Genomic DNA, 21322 nt, shown 5'->3' on the forward strand with positions numbered 1-21322 from the left:
GATTCAAATTCTTCGGATGATTCTGGCGATCTTTTACGTAAATTGAACTTCCGGAACGATTTCCATCGGCTGGCTCAGTTTGTTCACCCACGCTTCATCGTAGACACTGTCCAGATAACGGTCGCCACGGTCTGGCAGGATGGTAACCACCCGAGATCCCGCAGGCAAAGTCGGCACCAGCTTTTTCAACGCGTAGATCAATGCCCCCGAAGACCCCCCGGCAAAAATCCCTTCTGCCTCAAGCAAGCTCCGGCAACCTTCGACCGACTGGCGGTCATTCACGTGGATCACCGCATCCATCTCGTCTCTGCTGAACAGCTCCGGCACACGGCTCGATCCGATCCCCGGCAGCTCACGCGGCGCAGATGGTGTACCGAAGATCACGGAACCGTAAGCATCCACCGCGATCACCTTGAGATTCGGATTCGCCTCGCGCAGACGGCGGGATGTCCCCAAAATACTGCCAGTCGTGCTGACCGCCATCACCAGATAATCAACCGGCGCGTTCAGCTGCTCCACAATCTCACTCGCCGTCCCATGGTAATACGCCTGCCAGTTGCGCTGATTCGCGTACTGGTTGATCCAATACGCATTCGGTGTCATCTCCACCAGCTCTTTGACCCGCTTGATCCTGGTCTTGAGATAGCCGCCCTGATCATCCGGCTCCTGCACCATCTCGATGTTGGCCCCCAGCGCCTTGATGATATTCAGGTTGGTCTTCGTGATCTTCGGATCGACCACGCATGTAAAAGTCAGCCCATACACCCGTGCAATCGTCGCAATCGCAATCCCCAGGTTACCCGAGGTGCTCTCGATCAGATGCGTCCCAGAGTGAATCGTGCCATCCAAAAGTCCTTGCTCGATAATATAACGTGCCGGACGGTCCTTCATGCTGCCGCCGGGATTCATCAGTTCCATTTTGGCAAAAACGTCCACTCCGCTGTCTGCAAACAGTCTTTTGAGTTGAACCAAAGGGGTTTTTCCTACACACGCAACGATGGAATCGCTTACTTGATTCACGGTAGGATTTAATACTGTGCCAGCCTTGTTCACAAGTGAACACCTGCTTTCATATTCTTTTGGTTTATAGATATACAATTAACATATGATAATGAGAATCGTTTTCAACGTTTTCTCTTACGAAAGTTATAATAATTGATAATGAGAATTATTGTCAATGTGTTTTTTAACTTTTTTCAGTTGAATGTGCAGTTTGGGTTTTTTGGACATGCAAAATAGGCCGTACACTACGTACGACCTGATCCTATCATGATGTCTGAAGACCCACCCGCAAGCCTCACTGTGATGCAGGTTCCTACTCCCGGTTCACTATGGATATCCAGACCTCCACCTGCTGTTTGTACAATTTTTTTGACGATGGACAGCCCGAGCCCACTTCCCGTGCTGCTTCGATTCCGAGACTGATCCCCTTTATAAAAGCGATCGAAAATATGCTGCAACTCCGCATCAGATATACCGATTCCCGTGTCCTTCACCGTCACCGTAATCTCGTTGTCATGACGAATCCCAACGAAGACAGAGCCACCTGGTTCGGTAAATTTGATGCTGTTGGAAAGAAGATTGATCCATACCTGACTGAGCATTTGTTGGTCTGCATAAATCAGCGTTTCTGGCAACTCCAGATCAATTTCCAATCTCTTTTCTTGCCATTGCTGTTCGAGCATCAATACTACCTGGCGAATTTGCTCATCCAAGCGGTACACAGATGGTTCATACAGGTTGGTCTCTTTCTCCAAGGATGCCAGGGTCAGCAGTTGTTTGCTAAGTGCGGACAGGCGCCTGCTCTCCTGTTCGATGATAGCCAGATACGTTTCTTTTTGTTCTTCTGTCACCTCACCTGTCCGGATCGCTTGGGAAAACCCCTGAATAGACGTGAGCGGCGATTGGATTTCGTGGGAGACGTTAGAGACGAATTCCTGTCTCATCTCTTCCAGCTGTTTTAGTGATTGGGTCATTTGCGCAAAGTTTGTAGCCAGATCCCCGATCTCGTCCTTACGGGAAATGTCCAACTCGATATGATAATTTCCTTCCGCCAGTTTCCTCGTTGCCTTCGTCAGTCTTTTGATCGGCTTCACCAGATACCGGGTAAAAACCAGAATAAAAAGGATGCTTATGAGAAAAGTCGCAACCAGCAAAATCGTGAACAAGATGTGAACTTCCCCAAACTGCTGCTCGATATTGGGGCGTAGAAAAAGCGCGTACTCCTTTCCATCTGCTCTCATCGGAAGCCCGATACTGTTTTGTAAGGTGTTTTGAAAAAAACCGGTGACAAACAGGCCGTGCTCCTCTTCCGATATTCCCCGATAGACTTGACCTGAGAGCACCCGCTTGGCGATCACCGGGTCAATGTCACGCTCATGAAAAGGTGCACCAAATAACATTCCTTTTCCTTCTTCATCGACCAGGTACATTTGGAAATTCATATTAGCAATCCGCGTGAGATAGAGGTGCAAGTCTTGTGTAGGATTTTGCTCATAGAGGGAGATGATCTCTTCTCCGATGCGCGTAATTTTTTGCTCGTTGTATGATCGAAGGTTTTGCTGGTAATACCAATTTGCTACCAAAAAACCCAGCATCCCACTCATCATTACAATGAAAACTAACGTGAGGACAACCCGGACATAAAGAGACTTCACACTTTGCGCACCTCCAGCTTGTAACCCAGACCGCGTATGGTAGAAATGACAAAGTCATCCGTCTTCTCCGCAAATTTTTCACGCAGCCGTTTGATATGCACATCGATGGTGCGGCTGTCCCCCTCGTAATCATTCCCCCAAATCAGTTCCAGCAACTGAGCTCTGGTAAAGGTTCTGTCCGGAAAGCTGGCTAATTGCACAAGCAGCTCGAATTCTTTTAGTGGGAGATGGATGGATTCTTCGCCCACCTTCACCACATGACTGAGCCGGTCTATGACCGTTTGATTGAAGGTGATGACATTCTTGCTGACCATCTGATATCGACGGAGCAATGCCTTGATGCGATAAAGCAGCTCCTGCGGTTCAAAGGGCTTGGTCACATAATCATCGGTTCCTGCGAGAAACCCTTTCCCTTTATCCTTCACTTCTCCCTTGGCTGTGAGCAAAATAACAGGAATATCATAGTGTTCCCGGATCTCCCGGCATAGCTCCCAACCGTTTTTCCCCGGCATCATCACATCGATCACGGCCAAGTTCATTTGTTCCTGTTCGAGAATACGGGAGGCGATCTGGCCATCAGGAGCTTCTCGTACTTCATATCCTTCTTTTACTAAATAGAATCGGAGCAATTCCCGAACATGTACGTCATCATCCGCTATGAGAATCGAAAGCTTCATCTCATTCCCGCCTTTTTATGTCAAGCTATTTGTCAACATGTTACTAGAACTACAATCAGCAACGCAACATGCCCCTGCTTCCTCCAAAAAATTTCTGCCGAATACGACTAGTACTATGTGCTCATTATGATGAGTTCATTATAGGAGCTCCTTGTGAACAACAGATGAATAAAGAATGACAAAAACGAAAAGAGTCCTGAGGTAATCATGTTGCGAATGGCTCTGTAAAAAATACCTGACACTTGTTCATGTGTTGTTCATCTTCCTGTACTACACTCATCAGCGTATTCACAAAACGAGGAACAGGAGATGATCTACGTTGTTAGCATTCGCCGTGATTTTTATTAACCTTGCACTAATTTCCTATACGATTGGTGTATGGAGTGAGAAGCGTTCTGGCAGACTCCAGAAGAGACACCTTGCTTTTTTTGGCTTTGGGCTGCTATTTGATACTGTTGGAACGACCTTTATGAAACTGCTCGCAGAAAGTACCGTGCTCAATCTGCATGGCATCACTGGGTTAATCGCTCTGGTACTGATGTTGTTTCACACCATCTGGGCATTCTATGTTCTGTGGAAGAAGCAAGAAAATCAAATTAAGCAATTTCATAAGTTTAGTCAGCTTGTATGGATTTTATGGCTTGTCCCTTATACGATTGGCGTTGTGTTGAGCTTTAGTTAACTTTACAAAAACCTCTTGCATTCCTGCAAGAGGTTCACCCCAATGCTATTTCTCACACTCTATGAACATCAATTCTTCCATTTTGTTTTATCGACATGTTAAGATTATGCAGGCAAACACTTTACAATAATTTACTAAAAAACTAGTTGCTCCTATTAGATTGACATGGTATATTTTACTAGCAATTAAAAATCTTCCCTACAAAGGAGCAAACTACTATGAAAAAAATTGCGAAGAAGTCTGCTTTTATTTTACTTGCAGTATCCATGCTTCAGCTCTCCGTTGTTTCTGCGGCTTTTGCAAAGAACACTCTCAAACCTGGCGAAACACTTGCGAAGGGCCAAATGTTACAATCTGCTGATGGTAGATTTGCTCTCGTCATGCAACAAGATGGGAATCTAGTACATTATATGTCCGGTAATGGCCTCTGGGATACCAACACTGATAACAAAAGCTTTGAGCTTTATTATGATTACTTCCTTCAAAAACCTGTTTATGTATATCCAGATAAATTGGTGCTCAACACCAACGGAGTTCTTCAACTCAAAGATCTTAGAGACACTCATGTGTTCTGGACAGCCGATACCGCGGGTTGGATGAGACAACACTACGGATCAATGGGTGTGCCAGTACCAACAGGCCTCGTTGGCGACACACTGTATGTTCAAGATGACGGCAATGTGACTCTTTATGATACAAAGAGCAGCAGCTGGCAACCTGTCTGGGCTACAAATACATACGGTCACTAAGAATAGAATCAATGGGAGCCGCGTTAACCTGCGGCTCTTTTTGTTTTGGATCACAAAAACTCCCCTACACCTACTCTGACACTGCGTGACCACTCCCCCCTCGTGTCACCCCCACGGTACGAACACAAACAAAAAAACCTCCTGCATCTCTGCAAGAGGTTCTAACATTCATATGTATGGTGATCCGGACTGGGTTCGAACCAGCGACCCCCACCCTGTCAAGATGGTGCTCTCCCAACTGAGCTACCGGATCATTGTTGGTATAAAAATTATTATCTGGTGGGCCCTGTAGGACTCGAACCTACGACCAATCGGTTATGAGCCGACCGCTCTGACCAACTGAGCTAAGGGCCCTCGTATCCTTCTCCATACGAGGAAAAGTGAATCTCGTGTCAACAAAAATTAATATACACGATCTCAAACAAAAACACAAGACCTTTTTTCGTTTTTTTATTCTTTTTCTGTCATTCCGCACAAAACATTCAGCCATATCCATAAGGAAACAAACTACTTCGTAAGCAAATCAATCCGAACGGAAAAAAGGGGACAAAGATTCATCCCTGTCCCCTTTTTTGCTTTACACCACAACTTTATCCCGCCTGCTGCTCACCGTCCGCCTCATTGCCCTCTTGTGCATCCAATTGCGCTTCCTGCTCATCGCGCAGGCGGTGTGCCATGCGGCTGGAGGCATTGGAGGCAATGCTTGCGACGAGGTCGTCGAGGAAGGTGTGGACTTGGCCGGAGGATTTGGTGTCGAGGCGTTTGATGACGCCGACCTTTTGTTTATCGAGATGGCCGAAGGTGGTGACGGCGATGCTGCCGAACGTGAACACAGAGCCTAAGGCCAGTGTCTCGTCACACCCGAAGAGGCCTTCGTCTTGGGCGATGATGGATTGGATCGGTTCGGAAAGCAAGCCTTTTTCGGCGAGCATATCTAATTCGACGCCAACGAGGATGGCGTGTTGGATCTCACGCTTTTCGAGGACGGCATTGACGCTGGCAATGCACGGTTCCATGGTGAGGTTGGGATGATACGGGGACTGCATGAGGAAGACGATCTCTGCGATGTCCTCTACATTGACGCCCCGGTCGATGAGACGTTGGAGTGCAGCTTCTCGGACAACCTTACTGTGCACCTGCTTGGTCATGAAAACCAACCCCTTCCACTGGCAAAAAGTGAAATTTATTTGAATAGACTTCTTACCTTATATACTACCACATTGACAAAGAATTGCGACAACATTTCGTTGGGGCACCCTTTTTTTCCATTGGGCCGGGTGTGCTGGGCCCCCTTTACTGTGGGGTGTCAAAATGCGTTATAATGGATAAGATTGAAATGCAAAGGGGTTGTTGGGTTTGTCTGGCGTTGATTTGCTGAAAGGAACTCTGACAGAAGTGACCCTCGAGAGCAAGTATTTGGGGACTTCGGAGCAGATCGTGATTTATACACCGTATCGCTACAGCCCGCTGTACAGCTATCCGGTGTTGTATGTGCAGGATGGATCGGACTACCTGGCGATGGGTCGTCTCGCCTCTTTGCTCGACCAGTTTGCGACGGATAAAGAAATTCCAGATCTGATCGCAGTATTTTTGCCGGTGGATAAGGCGCAGCGAAGTAAGCGCTATCATCCGAACGGTTCGATGCATGCGGCCTACACGCGTTTTCTGGCGGAAGAGGTAGTCAATTACATCGACCGTCATTACTCGACCAATCCACTCGGCTCGGCGCGTACGCTGATCGGGGATTCGCTCGGTGGCGTGGTGTCATTGTTTACCGCGCTGACGTATCCGAATACATTCGGGCAGGTGGCGTCACAGTCGGGAGCGTTTGACGATGCGCTGTGTGAGATGGTGGAGAATCAGGCTGCCCTAGCCCATCTGAATGTATATTTGGAGATCGGGCTTGAGGAGACCGCCGTGGAGACCTCGCGCGGGGACTTGGATCTGGTGCATGGCAATGAGCGGATGCGTGATATCCTGTTGACAAAAGGAATCACCCTCGCGTATAGAACCTTCGAGGGTGATCATACTTGGGGATATTGGCAGGCGAATCTGCCGCTGATTTTGCGTCATCTATATGCGGGATAAGGCGTAAGGAATGCATGCAGGCTTAGTGCACGTCAGGCTCCGGCTTGGGCTCGTCTGGTCTCGGTGTGGCGACCGCCTCTTCGTAATCGGAATGCCGGATTGCGTTGAGAATACTGCCCATGAGGAATAAGAGCAAAAGAAGTCCTAAAAATGCATAAGTCATCATAATAGCTAACTTCAATTTTTTTCCACCTCCTGTCTCTAGTCTTTCCCGGACAGGCAGGAATATACGAGATGACGCATAAGATTACACAAGTGGAGAATTTTCTGTTAAAATAGTGAAATGATCATAAGGAGGGATTTCTGTGAAGTATAGTGTTGTCATTTTCCCATCTAGCAAAGTCCAAGAAATCGCCAATTCATATCGGAAGCGCTACGACCCGACTTATGCTACGATTCCGCCTTTTATGCGTCTGAAAGAGGCTTTTGAACTAGATGAAGCGAATCTGCCTGAGCTGGTAGCTCATCTGCAGCAGGTAGCTGACTCTACAGAGGCTTTCACTCTGAACTTCCACCGTGTCGGTACCTTCCACCCGACCACCAACGTGATTTACTTCTCCGTTCAGGAAAAAGACACCGTGACTGCACTGCACGATAAGCTGAACGAGGGTTGTCTCTCCGCCCATAAAGAAACCTTTGCATTTGTCCCGCATCTGACCATCGGGCGCGACCTGCCGAGCGATGAGCTGAAGGATGTCGTCGGACAGCTTGGCATGACGAAGCTTGATCTGCAATCCGAGATCGACCGAATCCACTTGGTTTACCAGCTGGAAGACGGCGTCTGGAATGTACATCAGACGTTCTTGCTGAAAAAAGTGTAAGATAGCCGAAGATCCTCTTATATAGAGGGTCTTTTCTTTTCCGTATGAGGATTAGAAATGCTGATGAGCGGGTATAGAAAGGATGAGAGATATGAGTACAGAATATACCATTCGAAATGTAGCGGATGACAAGACCATGCAGGATGCGCTCGCGGTGCGCCGTGTGGTATTCATCGAGGAGCAGCAGGTGCCGGAGGACTTGGAGATTGACGAGCATGACAAGCCGGATGGCGAGACCCTGCATGCGGTCGCTTACAGAGACAACCAACCAGTAGCGACCGGCCGTGTCCGTACCTATGATACAGGCGTGGGCAAGGTGGAGCGTGTCGCGGTACTAGAGAGCGAACGCGGCACCGGGATCGGCAAAAAAATCATGCTTCATCTTGAAGAGCAGGCGAAGCAGCGCGGGTTTGAACTTTTGAAGCTGAACGCGCAGTGCCATGCCCAGGTGTTTTATGAGAAGCTGGGGTACGAGCCTTTTGGTGAGGTTTTTGATGAAGCCGGGATTGATCATATTGCGATGAAAAAGAATATATAGGAAAAAGGAACGATATTTAACGGTAGGGAATAGTCCTAGGCGACTATTCCCTTTTTCTTTTCTATAGTAAAATCTTACCTAGCAACTCAAATATACATCTAAGTACATGAGGAGGTATTCTATGTGAAACAGGCAAAAAGATGGTTTCTCTCCATTCTTGCGCTTCTTCTCCTTCTGACATCTTATGGAGGGTATCCATTGGTAACTGAGGTTTCCTATGCGGCCGATGGATTAGGTAATACATTTGATCTTGTCCCCAAAATGACTGACAAGGCTACACCAAGCGGTCTTGTTCATACAAACTCCACGCTGAATGCATCCTCGGCTTATACGATTTTTGATGACAGTGCAGCTGCCACCTGGATTACCGATTTTTCCAGGAGCACTGCCATCGAGCAGATGAGATGGGTCTCCTATGACTTCCTCACTGATGAGCAAGTGAACACGTACACGATTACTCCCGCCTCCAACAGCTATGTGAACTGGGCTCCGACCACCTGGGTTTTGGAAGGGTATGACGGTACGGGGTGGAAGATCGTCGATACACAGTCCCAAGCCCCTGTCTGGCAAGCAGGTGTCAAGCAGGAATTCACCGTAGACACACCTGGATCTTATCCCAGCTACCGCCTCCGTTTTACGGGGTCATCCAATTACAGCAATGTCACTACGATCTCGCTCGCAGAGCTGGAACTGATCGGTCCCTTTCGACCGCGTCTGTTAGTGGGAGAGCCGATTATCAGTGAAGGCCATCAAAATGACGGTACCGTCTCTACCAGACAGACAGTCACCTTGACAAGCGGCACTCTCACTGCTGATGCAGCCAGCGGTCTAACCGTCAATAAGCTGCCTGCCGGACTTACGGCCAGTGTGGCGAGAACCAGTAATTACGTATTGACGATTACCTTTCTCGGTCAGGCATCTGGTGTAGGTGTCCAGACAGATATCACGGACGCCACTGTGACCTTGGATAAGAGCAAGGTGATTGGTCTTGGCGGTATAGGGAATGCTCCTGCTGATGTAATCTCTCCTCCCTTTACCTTTTCCGTATTTGATGTGGATTTTGTCCCGAAAATGACAAAGAACCAGACTGGATTCGAACAGACCCTGACCAACGCCACCATGAATCTGAGTCTGTCCTATAAAGTGTTTGACGATGACATCAACAGTTATCAGACCGTGAATCTGGCAGAAGATCCTGTCAATGGGATCTGGATCGAGTATGAATTCACAGCACCGGAAAAAATCGAGAAATATACGATGACTCCCCCCTCCAACTCTTATGTGAAATGGGCCCCGGTCACATGGCTGCTGGAAGCCTACGATGGTACGGGCTGGAAAGTGATCGATACCGTCAATGTTTGGCCCAAATGGAAGGCAGGCCAGAAGCTGGAGTTTGTCGTCGATACACCGGGTACGTATAAAAGGTACCGGTTCCGTTTTACTGGAGCCAACGGGGAATCTGGCAATACCTCTGTCTCTGTTGCCGAGATTGAAATGAACGGGCTGTATAATCCGCGTCTCTTACTAAATGAAAGCGTAATCAGTGAAGGATATGCCAATGACGGCTCTGTCTCACAGACACAGGTCGTGACGCTTAGCAGCGGTACATTTGCTGCTGATATGTCCTCGGGCGTACTGGTAGAGAAATTACCAGAAGGTTTGCAAGTATCTGTAAATAGACTCAATGATCGCCAGCTGTCTCTGGCATACTCTGGTGTAGCCAAACAATTCGGTTCGGCCCAAGATATCACCAACGCCAAAGTCGTCGTGAATGCATCCGGCGTACTTCGGACAGGAACGGCATCCGGACCTGGCAGCAATGTCACGTCTGCCCCATTTACTTTTTCCGTAAACGATCTGGACAGCATGCCGAAGATGACGAGCAACACCACACCGTCAGGCATCCTCAGTTCAAATACCACGATCAATCAGACAGAGGTCTTCAAGATCTTTGATGACAGCCCAACCACTGGCTTTACGATGGATTATCCGGTCGGTTCTACAGACGGGCGCTACATTGAGATCGAGTTCCCAGCGGAAAAGCGGATCACCAAGTATACGCTGACCCCTCCATCTGACACTGCTTTTGCCAATACCCCGATCACCTGGGAAGTCAAAGCATCGAATGGAGGCAACTGGACCAGTATCAGTACCCCTGAAGTCGTGACGACCTGGAAACAAGGAGTCAAGAGAGAATTTGCGATTCATAACCCCAACTATTATCGGAAATACCGCCTGCATTTTAAGCCTTACAATGGCTATGAAAATACGAAAAACATCAGCATTCAGGAGGCTGAATTGACTGCAGCAGCCCCTCCTCCAACGCTAACCGTCTCCACTCCCGTAATTCCAGAGGCAGATGAAAATGACGGTAGCATCAGTGTCACCCAGTCCGTCTATATGAAGAACGGTACATTTATGGCTGACATGAGCACGGGTGTCACGATCAATCCTCTCCCCACCGGACTTGGCGTAGAGGTGACCCGTATGAGCGACACAGAGCTGAAGCTTACTTTTACCGGCAAAGCCACTGCCCATCAGGCCGCAGACAGTATCTCACAGGCCAGCGTCTCCATAGACAAGACCAAGATCGACGGGGCTGCCTTTGGCGTGACCACAAGTGATTTCTTTTCATTCTCTTTCCGTGATCCGTTCGTAGCCGTGCCGGATGTACCGAGGGCTTCTTCCTTGTCATTTGACGGTGTGGACGACACGATGACCGCGCAGAATGTAGCGGTCAATACGACTCCCGGAGCCAAAAACACGGTAGAGTTCTGGGTGTACTGGGATGGGAAAAATGCGGTGATGCCTTTCAGTTGGGAGGACACCTATGACCTGGAATTTGTAAGTAATTCCTTCGGGTTTAATACCGGGCAGGATAATCTGCTTGGGGTACCTGCGGATAAGATGCTCAATACCTGGACACATGTGGCCGCTGTCTTCTACAATGGCGTCCCTTCCCCGAGTACCGTACAGCTGTATCTGAATGGGGAAAAACAGGTACTGACCCACCGCTTGTCCGAGACCTCGATCAGCTCCAGACAGGTATCCCCGATGATCCGGTTCGGTCATTTCAAAGGCGGCTCCTTCTATAATTTCCGCGGCAAATTAAGTGAATTGCGGATCTGGAATCACGCCCGCACCCGGACGCAAATCCAGACGTATGTCAACACGACCTTGACGGGTCAAGAAACAGGTCTGGTCGGGTATTGGAAGCTGGGAGCACTATCTACCTACCAAGCCTTTGATTCTTCGCGATACGGCAACACAGCAACCGGTGTCCTATTCGTAACCGCCAAGCTGAATCCGCAGGCGGCCGAAGTGCTGTCTGACTCGGTCAAAATCAACTGGACGCCTCATTCATCAGCAGATGACTATATCTTCAAACGCGACGGATTGACGGTCGGCCGGTCTGTGTATGGCAGCGGGTTTACCGACACGGGTCTGAGTCCGGGCACAACCTACACGTATTCGGTACAGGCGGCGAATCAAACAGGTGAGAGCATGCCTGAGAAATTGGTTGTGACGACTCCTGCTGCGGTGGATGTTCCTGCGCCGACAGAATCCAGTCAACCAACCATTCTGACTGAAACAGATGTGACGCGCACAGATCCGGTCTCACCCGATAGTGACCCGCAATCGCAATAAGCTCACCTCTTTAATTGATCAGGATCAGACAACAAAAAAGCAAGCACAGTTCCCCAACGCGGGAGCCGTGCTTGCTTTTTTTATCATGAAGATCTTCTAGCCTTTACAGCTTTGCTTTACGCATCTCTGTCAGCTTGCGCAGTTTGGCCACGGTATCAAGCGGTGCAGTATAAGAACCAAGCATCGCATGGAACGGTTCCGGCCCACGGTAGCCGTGGAAGTCGGAGCCGCCGGTGCGGATGAGGCCGTACTCATCGGCGAGGCGCTCGTATTCTTTGACCTGCTCAGGGCTGTTGTCGGGATGATAGGCCTCGATGCCGTCCAGTCCGTAGACGATCAATTCTTCTACCAGCTCATCGTCGTCATATAGACCCGGGTGTGCAAGTACCGCGGCACCGCCTGATTTTTTGATCAGGTCGATCGCCTGCTGCGGGGAGATGCGCTCCACATTGACGTAGGCGCTGCCTGTTTTGCCGAGGTATTTATCGAAGGCTTCTGCGACAGACTCTACATAGCCCTTTTCCATCAGCTCTTCGGCGATGTGCGGGCGGCCGATGTTTTTGTCCGGGCCTGTCTTGCGGCGGTAGACATCTTCGAGGGTGATCTCGACGCCGAGTTCATTGAGCCGCTTGATCAGCTGGATGTTGCGCTGGTGGCGCACGTCGCGCAGTCCGGTCAGTTTTTCGCGGAACGATTCCTGATCATAAGGAACGAAATAGCCCAGCACGTGGATATCCTGCCCCTTCGCCGCTGTGCTGATCTCGACTCCTGGGATGACCTCGATCCCTAATTCCTTGCCCGCTTCGATGGCTTCAGCCACCCCTGCCACAGTGTCGTGATCCGTGATCGCCAGTGCGGCCAGTCCCTGCTCCTTGGCGATGCGGACATTCTCCGCCGGCTGGCATGAGCCGTCAGAAGCGACGGTATGCGAGTGTAGATCTGCTTTGATTTCCATGTGACTTCACCTCATCGATAAAATTCATTTTCAGTCTGAAATCCCATCCATCTTCATATAGATACAGTACAAATGCGCATATTCTCAAAGGGGGATTCCTATTTGCAACTCAAAAACAAAACGGTAACCGGAGTCATCCAGCCTCTTTCCTATGTAGACAGGACCCTGCGCCAGCAAGGTTTCCGCCGGGTGGGTGAAGGTTCTGTACCGATTTATGACGTGGTCATCTATGATTCTTCGACGAGCACCTCTTATTTCCTTCGCATTCCCACCAGCATTACACATGGGGGTTCGGGTAAAGGGGAGCTGTCGGTCAAAATCGGTCATCCTTACCTCGAAGCCAAAATCCTCATCTATGGCCCAGATGAATCGTTCGTGATCCCCCAGGCAGTCAAACGGGCCGCCGAAGACAAATTAAAAGAGCTCGCTGCCTATCTCCTGCCCGCCGACAGCGACACCTGATACAGATGCCCCTGAATGGACGATAAAACCCGATCAGGGGCTGTTTTGTCATTTCTTCCGTAAAAACGCAGACAGCGGTACACTCTCCCACTGCTCCCCCTTTTCGATCTCGCAGAAGTAATGGGTCGCTACCGCAGCCGCCAGAATCGTCACCAGCGAGTAAAACGTGTGGGACGGCCCAATCGCCCAAAAAGCAGCCGAGATAATCACCCCGTCGATCAGAAAGATCAAGAGTGCCACCGGGATCTTCGTCCGCTTGGAGATAAACTGTGCGACCAGATCGGTTCCCCCTGTATTGGTGTCATAAGCGAGCATGATACCAATCCCCGCACCAATCGTCGTCCCGCCAAGCACTACGGCAAACGGCACAGGAAAATCGCTCCACGCCCGCATCGGACTCAACAGATCAATAAAAAACGACGAAAGCAACAACCCATGCAAACTATGGTAAAACAAATTGCGGTCATACACAAACACCCAGATATAAATCGGTACACTCGCCAAAATCATCACCCATCCCGGCGATAAGCCGAGATAGTACTTGGCTAACAGACCGACTCCGATCATTCCACCGTCCATTAACTTTTGAGCAACTAAAAACATATTCACACCGATTGCCACCAGCAGGCTTCCGAGAATGACGATGAAGGTTTTCTTGAGCATGTCTTCCCCCCTGACGCTCTGCTCTCCTTTCTCATCGTATTCACATATGGGGGCGGGTATGTCCTAAAACCGCGCATTGCGCTTCTGCGGCTCAAGAATACATGCAAAACACCGTTCTTGACAGAAGAAGACGGATCAGGAGGATTTTTGAACGTACAGGGTGGCATATCAAGTTTTGACTGAATCCTTTTCAAACTGATATACTATACAGTAAGTTTGCATATATTCGACATGATCTGTATATCTGAATCATGTACCGATAAAACTAAAACGTGGAGGTGAATTCTCCCCTGTTTCTGCGGAAAGAGGCGGAGAGTTATTTGGAGAGTATACCGATAGGTCCGTTAAGTGAGATCATGATCAACCTGCTTTTGGTTATTTTCCTGGTTTTTCTAAACGGATTTTTCGTAGCAGCAGAATTTGCATTGGTGAAAGTACGCCAAACACGCTTGGCCCAGCTTGTCAGTGATGGCAACAAACGTGCCAAGTACGCGCAAAGCATTTCCCAGCAGTTGGATGCGTACCTCTCAGCTTGTCAGCTGGGGATTACGCTGGCGTCTCTGGGGCTTGGTTGGGTCGGTGAGCCAGTGATTGCTGAACTCATCGTCGAGCCGCTTCTGGCTGGCATGGCTTCTGAAGCGATGATCCACACGATTTCCATCGCGATTGCTTTTGCGATCATTACGTTTTTGCACATTGTCTTGGGTGAGTTGGCGCCAAAATCGCTCGCCATCCAAAAAGCCGAATCCACTTCTCTCTGGGTGGCCGCTCCGCTGATGTTTTTCTATAAACTCAGCTATCCGGCGATCTGGCTGTTGAATGGTACCGCGACCTTCTTCCTGCGTCTCGTCGGTCTGACTCCTGCGAGCGAGCACGAATCCGCACATACGGAAGAAGAGATCCGCCTCCTCGTCAACGAGAGCCACAAAAGCGGTCATATCGACCAAGAAGAGATGGACTTGGTGGACAATGTGTTCGAATTCTCCGAACGATTGGCCCGCGAGATCATGATTCCGCGGATTGACATCGTCTGCCTGTATGACGACAATACGTTTGAGGAGAATCTGGAGATCATCCGCGAATCACGCCACTCCCGTTTCCCTGTCGCGCATGAGGATAAAGACCGGATCATCGGATTTGTCCACGCTACCGATTTTTATCTCACCGCGCTGACCAATGGCGATCGAACCAAGCTGGAGAACTTCATCCGCCCTGTTCTGACCGTGCCTGAATCGATGGAGATCAGTCACGTACTGCGCCTGATGCAAAAACGCCGCTCCCAGCTCGCCATCGTCATCGACGAGTACGGCGGGACGGCTGGTCTGATCACGATGGAAGACATCTTAGAAGAGATTGTCGGCGATATTCAAGACGAATTCGACGAGCACGAACGTCCTGATATCGAGAATAACGACAATACGCTTTCCGTCTCTGGTAAGACCCTGCTCTCTGAATTGAATGATATTATTCCTGTGGAAATCCACTCCGATGACGTCGACACCATCGCCGGCTGGCTGTACAGTCAGCTGAATGAAGAGGTGGCGAAGGGCAAAACGGTAACGTACAGCAATTATGTGTTTACGATTACCGAGTTGGAGAACCACCGTATCACACGGGTGGGCATTGAACAGCTGGAGACAGAAGAAAATGCGGATGAAGACGGGATATTAATGCAAGCGCAATAAGGCAATCACTGCTTCCCATAAAAAAAGAAGGACTCATTCGATTGATCGGATTGATCAGCGGATGAGTCCTTTTTTGGTTTTTTGGTTGCGTACTCTTTTCCTAGTGGACGGTCAATTGTACACGGGAGGTCTTGCCTTGGTAGGTGGCTTCGAGGGTTACTTTGTCCCCTGCTTTTGCCTTGGCGTTGACGGTAAGGACTCCATTGTCATCGATGGTGGCGATGTCTTGATTGCTGGATTCGTAGACGACGCCATGGGTAGTGACATCCAGCTTCGATTTGTCAGACAGATAGGCGGTGACGGTGAGCGTGGTGCTCTCCCCCGCTTTGACCTTCAAGCTGCGTGGCTCTAGCTTGATGGCGTAGAGAGGTTGCACGGTAAGCGTCATCTTGCTGGTCTTCTTGTTGTTTTCGGCGGTGATCGTGACGCGTGTACCCGCCTTGGCTTCTGGATTGACCGTTACCACTCCGTCTTCGTTGATCGTGGCAACATCCGTATCGCTGCTGGTGTAGCTGGTGCCCTTGTCCGTTCCGCTCAGATCTAGGCGGTAGCTAGTGCCCGGAACTGCGGTTACCACAGAAAGCGGGTAGGCTGCACCTGGGAAGAGGGTCAGCTTGCGGTCAGCAAACGAGATGCGGCTGACGGTCACTTCCTCCAAGCGGTGCGGCGCGAGTTGACTGGTGGTAAAGCTTGCTGAATGGTTCTGAACTGTCACTTCCTTGGCCATGTTGCCATCTGCGAGAATGTTCCATTTCTTCGTTTTCTCATCATAGTAGGAGGCGTACAGATTCTTGGTGGACTCAAATGGGATGGTGATGCGCAAGGCTTCTTGATCATGAAGCTGTGTGATGCGGCGGTCACCTGCGTAGAGCAGCACTTGGAAGGTGTCGCTCGTCTTGCCGTCTGGTTGGATACCCGCTGTATACGTATCGATGACGGTACCTGCCACGTCCAAAACCCCGCGCGCGCTGATGCCGTTGGTCGTATCTGCAAATTGGAGGCGCAGATCCTGGTCTTGGTAGTTGTCAAGCAGTTCGGTTGGCAGGGTAACCGCGTTTCCGTCGGCAGACTTGACTGTAAATCCGTAATCGTGGACGGCGAGCTGTTGGACAGCATTGCTGTCGAGGGTAAGAGTCGCATTGGCATCGGTTAATTCATATTGGACGAACGGGTCTACGATCACCAGATCTGCGCTGTCACCCATCTTGGCTTCAAAACGGGCGATCATCTCTTGAACAGCTGCGATCTGAGCGGTCAGCTCAGCAATCTCGTTGCTTTGGTTCTGCGGTACTTGGCTGACATGTCCGATCAAGGTGAGAACACAGATATTGAGATGGTCCGCGAGCCAGCCATCCACTGCTTTTGGTTTCAGCTCGCTGATGACGGTTTCGAGCAGGTTTTCGAAGGTGGTCAATGCTTCGTGGACGGTAGCCGTATCGGTAGGTTCTACATCCATGAGCATCGGGATAAGCACATGGTTGAGCATCTCTTGGGTGATGCTGGCCACTGCTTCATCTTTGATATCCTGATCGTTCATCTCATCAACCAATGTGCCGAATACCGTAGTAATCGTTTCGTTGACCATTGCGAACTTGTTGGTGAACTGGCGGTCATGGTAGACATAGCTGGCCAGGCCGTTGATGGCAAGTCTGCCCTGCTGGAAAATGATTTCTCTGTCGCGGGAGGCTTGCATGTTGGCAATGACGTAGTCGTTGAGCGCGCGTTGCTCGTCAACCGTGGTCGGGAACTCGGTCGGAATCGTCGGTGATGTCGGCGGCTCCGTTGGTGGATAAGGCGGTATGGTCGGCGGCTCCGTCGGTGGATCGGTCGGCGTTGTTGGCGGCTCCGTCGGTGGATCGGTTGGTGTTGTCGGCGGCTCCGTCGGTGGATCGGTTGGTGTTGTCGGCGGCTCCGTCGGTGGATCGGTTGGCGTTGTCGGCGGTTCCGTTGGTGGATCGGTCGGCGTTGTCGGCGGCTCCGTCGGTGGATCGGTCGGCGTTGTTGGCGGCTCCGTCGGTGGATCGGTTGGCGTTGTCGGCGGCTCCGTCGGCGTTGTTGGCGGCTCCGTCGGTGGATCGGTTGGTGTCGTTGGCGGTTCTGTCGGTGGATCGGTTGGCGTTGTTGGCGGCTCCGTCGGTGGATCGGTCGGCGTTGTTGGCGGCTCCGTTGGTGGATCGGTTGGCGTTGTCGGCGGCTCCGTTGGTGGATCGGTTGGCGTTGTCGGCGGCTCCGTCGGTGGATCAGTTGGCGTTGTTGGCGGTTCTGTCGGTGGATCGGTTGGTGTCGTCGGCGGCTCCGTCGGTGTTGCTATGAGTTCGAATGTATCTGTCGCCACATCTGTCCCACGCCCGATTACGATGGTATACACCCCAGGAGTCGCTGTAGCCGGAAGGGTAAAGGACTTGCTGAAGTTGACCACGTTACCGGACATGATATCGTAGTAGGCAATCGTCTGCTCCGGCGAGATCACCTTGAAAATCGTCGTGGAGTAGGTAGAGCTGCCTGCGATGGTGATGGTCTCCCCCGGCTTTTTATCGGTTACGTCAAGGATGGACACTTTAGCGCCTGGCGTCTGTGCCAAGGCAATGAAGGGCTGGTGAAGCAGGGTGAATACTAGTGCTGAAGTTCTTATGATTCGGTCTATTTTTTTCATTTCTGAATCTCCCTTCCTGTTAGAATCAGGGGGTGTTCTCCCCGTCTCGTTCTATTTCAAAACAGCCATCGGAGCAAGCAGCGTACCGATCTCCATCGTGCTGGCTGAGAAGCGGTCGGTGACGAAGACCCGCACTTGATAGTTCATGTTATTGCCCGGCACATCAAAGCTTGCGGTTAGGGTTTTGCGGGCGGTGATGTCTTCTTCGAAGGTTATCGTTTTGAGCGGAGTCGTGCCGTCCATGAGCTGGAAGACAATGATTTCCTTGCCCGGGTGAGCGGTATTAGGTGTGATGGCACCATTGGCTTTGAGATTAGCGGTACGGTTGAGAGAGCCGCTCGCGGTAAAGGTTTTGCCTGGAAGGACAAGTGGTACGCCGTAGATCTGGGCGTATCGGGTGAAGTTCTGACCAGTATCGGTATAGATAAACCCGCCTAGGACCATAAACCGACCATCTCTGAGTACGACGGATTTATGGCTGGCCATCACCTCAGGAATGTTGGGCAGAGAGGACCATGTGTTGGTTACAGGATTATAGCTCTCCACTGTGTTGGTATAGACGCTGTTGCCATTGACGGAGCCAACCGAACCACTCGTCACGACAAAGGTACCGTTTGGCAGCATGTTAACATTGTAGGACTTCCGGGCAACCTTCATCGCTGCTCCTTCTTTCCACGTGTTCGTAACCTGATCATAGAGTAATGGTTTCGAGCTGGCAGATCCGAAGAAGACGATTTTTCCGTTAGGCAGGCTAAAGCCATTTCGGTTATCGTAAGAATTGAATTCGACAGGTAGATTAGGAGTTACCATGCTCCATTTGTTCATGACGGGATCATAGATTTCTGCTGTAATACTCCCATTGCCACTGCCTGGATTACCCCCGACCATCATCACTCGGCCATCCTGTAACAAAGCTACGGCTGAATTGTGGCGCATCACATTGGGGGCTGCTCCAAGACTCCATTTGTTGGTGGAGGGATTGTAGATTTGAGTCTGCTGAAGTTTACCGGTATTACCCATAGTGCCTTCGGAGATAATGAGGACACAGCCATCCTTCAGAGCTACGGCATGGCTATACCAGTCTGTCTCGCTGATCATAGGCGGTCCAACCGTATATTCCCCTGTGGATGGGTCAAAAATCTCCGTACTGGTGAGAGAGACATCTGGATAATTACCGGCACCACCAGCAATCAGTACCTTCCCGTTCGGAAGCAAGGTTGCGGTATGACCGGCGCGGGCTTTGTTCAGTGGTTTGGTCATCACCCAGGTGTCAGTATCAGCATCATAGATTTCAGAAAACGCAACGTTGTTCCATGTAGCATCCCATCCACCTGCGACCAGAACACTACCGTCAGAAAGTGAGGTTACAGTCTGACCGTCACGTCCCAACCACATTCTGCTGGACGTCCAGGTGGCAGTGGTCGCTGCATCGGCCTCTTCTGCCGGAAGCACGGGGGCGACCGTATTCAACAAAAGTAAGGAAAGACAAATGAGTCCTGCTTTTTTTAAAAGATTCATACTTTTCCTCCTTTTTATTATTTCAAAACAGCAATAGGCGCAAGCAGTGTACCGATCTCCATCGTGCTTGCTGAGAAACGACGATCGGTGACGAAGACCTTCACCTGATAATTCATATTACTGCCAGGAACGTCGAAGCTGGCAGTCAGAGTTTTGCGGGCGGTAATATCTTCTTCGAAGGTAACCGTCTTGATGGGAGTTGTGCCGTCCATCAGCTGGAAGACGATGATTTCGTTACCAGCATGTGTACCGTTTGGCGTAATCGCACCATTGGCTTTGAGATTGGCTGTACGATTGAGGGAACCGCTGGCGGTAAACGTTTTGCTGACTGGGATCACAGGCAAGCCATAGACCTGCGGGTATCTCGGATAGATCTGAACCCGGTTGGCATCCAGGTAAAGTCCACCGATGATCATTAGGCGACCATCTTTGAGTACGACGGAGCTATGACTTTCAAGCACAGTAGGAAGATTCGGCAGACTGGTCCAGGTGTTCGTAGCTGGATTGTACTTCTCTACCGTATTCTGATAAATCTCCGTACTTGTTTCCGTTGACGGAATAAAACCACCTGACTTGATGATAGTCTCATCCGGAAGCATAGCCACATCATAAGAAAAACGGTTGATTTTGGCGGCTGCTCCCGTTTTCCACGTGTTGGCAGCTGGGTCATAGATCAAAGGAGTCTTGAGATTTGACCCGATGAACACCACTTTTCCATTCTTCAGTAGAAAACTGCCATTCACATTAATATGATCAAGAGCAGCTGGGAGATTGGACGCCCAACTCCATTTGTTCAGTTTCGGATCATAGATTTCGGCGGTCTGCAGGGCACCATAGCCCAAAAAACCACTTCCACCCTTCCATCCATATCCTCCTGCAAGTAAAACCCGTCCATCCGGTAATTCAATGAGCCCTGCCCCTGATCTTTTGGTAGACATAGACGGGATCACTGTCCACTTGTTGGTGGCTGGATCATAAATCTCACAACCCAATCCATAGATATCATCGAGTACGGCCAAGATTCGGCCATCCCGTAATTTGATAGCCTGATGAGGCTGGACAAAGTTCATCACCGGGCCTGGGGTATATTCTCCTGTGGCCGGATCAAAAATTTCGGTATCCTTATATTCAGCACCGCCATCCGACGAACCACCTGCGATCATTACTTTGCCGTTATTGAGAAGATGAGCAGAGTGCCAGATTCGAGGTTTGCTCAACGGCTTGGTCATCACCCATATGTCCGTATCAGGATCATAGATCTCTGAAAAAGCAGTAACATTGTAGGAGGCATCTCTCCCACCTGTGACCAACACACTGCCGTCAGGTAAAACCGTATTGGTGTGGTAGAAATGACCCGCATACATGCGGCCTGCTGACGTCCATGACGGTGTTGTTGCGGCACTCGCCTGTTCAACAGGCATACCCGGCACAGCAGGAACAATAGCGCTAAGCAAAAGCAGACAGGCCGATAGAAACGTCCCTCTTTTTCTCACATTCACAAACATCGAACCCCCCTTTAATTCATG

The 21322-nt window shown here is 50.1% G+C and carries 18 protein-coding genes and 2 tRNA genes; 8 read left to right on the top strand and 12 right to left on the bottom strand.

What is annotated here, in order from left to right; genetic code table 11:
• Positions 1-33: 33 nt before the first annotated feature.
• From sbnA to FGI41_RS10805, 3 genes are all read right to left on the bottom strand, one after another.
• Entirely contained in the window at positions 34-1053 is a 1020-nt protein-coding gene (gene sbnA, locus FGI41_RS10795; protein WP_304364767.1) for a 2,3-diaminopropionate biosynthesis protein SbnA, read from the bottom strand.
• 194 nt (positions 1054-1247) lie between these two features.
• The gene (locus tag FGI41_RS10800; RefSeq protein ID WP_139490125.1) at positions 1248-2657 is read right to left on the bottom strand and encodes a sensor histidine kinase; all 1410 of its coding nucleotides are present in this window, start codon (positions 2655-2657) and stop codon (positions 1248-1250) included.
• Positions 2654-3334, bottom strand: coding sequence for a response regulator transcription factor (locus FGI41_RS10805; protein WP_139490126.1), 681 nt, complete (start codon positions 3332-3334; stop codon positions 2654-2656). Before FGI41_RS10805 ends, FGI41_RS10800 begins: the two co-directional genes overlap by 4 nt.
• A 319-nt stretch (positions 3335-3653) precedes the next feature.
• Between FGI41_RS10805 and FGI41_RS10810 the strand changes: the two genes are divergently transcribed.
• Both FGI41_RS10810 and FGI41_RS10815 read left to right on the top strand, forming a co-directional pair.
• Positions 3654-4016 carry an HsmA family protein gene (locus tag FGI41_RS10810; RefSeq protein WP_139490127.1) on the top strand — a complete coding sequence of 121 codons (363 nt, stop codon included), beginning with the start codon at positions 3654-3656 and terminating at the stop codon, positions 4014-4016.
• Positions 4017-4234: 218 nt separating this feature from the next.
• Entirely contained in the window at positions 4235-4765 is a 531-nt protein-coding gene (locus tag FGI41_RS10815; RefSeq protein ID WP_139490128.1) for a hypothetical protein, read from the top strand.
• Positions 4766-4942: 177 nt separating this feature from the next.
• On the opposite strand, the gene FGI41_RS10820 is transcribed toward FGI41_RS10815, so the two are convergent.
• The 3 genes from FGI41_RS10820 to FGI41_RS10830 all read right to left on the bottom strand — a co-directional run bounded on the left by FGI41_RS10820 (position 4943) and on the right by FGI41_RS10830 (position 5913).
• Positions 4943-5018: transfer RNA gene (locus FGI41_RS10820), tRNA-Val, on the bottom strand.
• A 24-nt stretch (positions 5019-5042) separates the two neighbouring features.
• Positions 5043-5119: transfer RNA gene (locus FGI41_RS10825), tRNA-Ile, on the bottom strand.
• A 236-nt stretch (positions 5120-5355) separates the two neighbouring features.
• Positions 5356-5913 (bottom strand): phosphatidylglycerophosphatase A family protein, encoded by a 558-nt coding sequence (locus tag FGI41_RS10830; protein ID WP_139490129.1) that lies wholly within the window; start codon positions 5911-5913, stop codon positions 5356-5358.
• Between the two features lie 208 nt (positions 5914-6121).
• Here FGI41_RS10830 and FGI41_RS10835 point away from each other — a divergent pair, with 208 nt between their 5' ends.
• A complete protein-coding gene (locus tag FGI41_RS10835) occupies positions 6122-6853 on the top strand; it encodes an alpha/beta hydrolase (RefSeq protein WP_255298426.1) in 732 nt (243 codons plus the stop codon).
• 22 nt (positions 6854-6875) lie between these two features.
• On the opposite strand, the gene FGI41_RS24920 is transcribed toward FGI41_RS10835, so the two are convergent.
• A complete protein-coding gene (locus FGI41_RS24920; RefSeq protein WP_176560226.1) occupies positions 6876-7034 on the bottom strand; it encodes a hypothetical protein in 159 nt (52 codons plus the stop codon).
• Positions 7035-7158: 124 nt separating this feature from the next.
• Between FGI41_RS24920 and FGI41_RS10840 the strand changes: the two genes are divergently transcribed.
• From FGI41_RS10840 to FGI41_RS10850, 3 genes are all read left to right on the top strand, one after another.
• Complete coding sequence (locus FGI41_RS10840) at positions 7159-7674, top strand: 2'-5' RNA ligase family protein (RefSeq protein ID WP_139490130.1); 516 nt, start codon at positions 7159-7161, stop codon at positions 7672-7674.
• Between the two features lie 91 nt (positions 7675-7765).
• Complete coding sequence (locus tag FGI41_RS10845) at positions 7766-8212, top strand: GNAT family N-acetyltransferase (RefSeq protein ID WP_176560227.1); 447 nt, start codon at positions 7766-7768, stop codon at positions 8210-8212.
• A gap of 198 nt (positions 8213-8410) precedes the next feature.
• The gene (locus FGI41_RS10850; RefSeq protein WP_139490132.1) at positions 8411-11860 is read left to right on the top strand and encodes a LamG-like jellyroll fold domain-containing protein; all 3450 of its coding nucleotides are present in this window, start codon (positions 8411-8413) and stop codon (positions 11858-11860) included.
• Positions 11861-11963: 103 nt separating this feature from the next.
• On the opposite strand, the gene FGI41_RS10855 is transcribed toward FGI41_RS10850, so the two are convergent.
• Positions 11964-12815, bottom strand: a complete 852-nt coding sequence (locus FGI41_RS10855) for a PHP domain-containing protein (protein ID WP_139490133.1) — start codon at positions 12813-12815, stop codon at positions 11964-11966.
• Between the two features lie 102 nt (positions 12816-12917).
• Here FGI41_RS10855 and FGI41_RS10860 point away from each other — a divergent pair, with 102 nt between their 5' ends.
• Positions 12918-13277 carry a hypothetical protein gene (locus FGI41_RS10860; RefSeq protein WP_139490134.1) on the top strand — a complete coding sequence of 120 codons (360 nt, stop codon included), beginning with the start codon at positions 12918-12920 and terminating at the stop codon, positions 13275-13277.
• Between the two features lie 48 nt (positions 13278-13325).
• Here FGI41_RS10860 and FGI41_RS10865 read toward each other — a convergent pair whose 3' ends face one another.
• Positions 13326-13940 carry a YitT family protein gene (locus tag FGI41_RS10865; RefSeq protein WP_139490135.1) on the bottom strand — a complete coding sequence of 205 codons (615 nt, stop codon included), beginning with the start codon at positions 13938-13940 and terminating at the stop codon, positions 13326-13328.
• Between the two features lie 356 nt (positions 13941-14296).
• Here FGI41_RS10865 and FGI41_RS10870 point away from each other — a divergent pair, with 356 nt between their 5' ends.
• Positions 14297-15625, top strand: coding sequence for a hemolysin family protein (locus FGI41_RS10870; protein ID WP_139490207.1), 1329 nt, complete (start codon positions 14297-14299; stop codon positions 15623-15625).
• 100 nt (positions 15626-15725) lie between these two features.
• Here FGI41_RS10870 and FGI41_RS10875 read toward each other — a convergent pair whose 3' ends face one another.
• Genes FGI41_RS10875 through FGI41_RS10885 form a run of 3 tightly spaced genes read right to left on the bottom strand, consistent with a single transcriptional unit; the run spans position 15726 to position 21295 of the window.
• Complete coding sequence (locus tag FGI41_RS10875) at positions 15726-18278, bottom strand: Ig-like domain-containing protein (protein WP_139490136.1); 2553 nt, start codon at positions 18276-18278, stop codon at positions 15726-15728.
• 51 nt (positions 18279-18329) lie between these two features.
• Positions 18330-19796 carry a Kelch repeat-containing protein gene (locus FGI41_RS10880; protein ID WP_139490137.1) on the bottom strand — a complete coding sequence of 489 codons (1467 nt, stop codon included), beginning with the start codon at positions 19794-19796 and terminating at the stop codon, positions 18330-18332.
• Positions 19797-19813: 17 nt separating this feature from the next.
• A complete protein-coding gene (locus FGI41_RS10885) occupies positions 19814-21295 on the bottom strand; it encodes a Kelch repeat-containing protein (RefSeq protein WP_176560228.1) in 1482 nt (493 codons plus the stop codon).
• Between the last annotated feature and the right edge of the window lie 27 nt (positions 21296-21322).

The sequence above is a fragment of the Brevibacillus dissolubilis genome (assembly GCF_006170445.1).
GTDB lineage: Bacteria > Bacillota > Bacilli > Brevibacillales > Brevibacillaceae > Brevibacillus_B > Brevibacillus_B dissolubilis.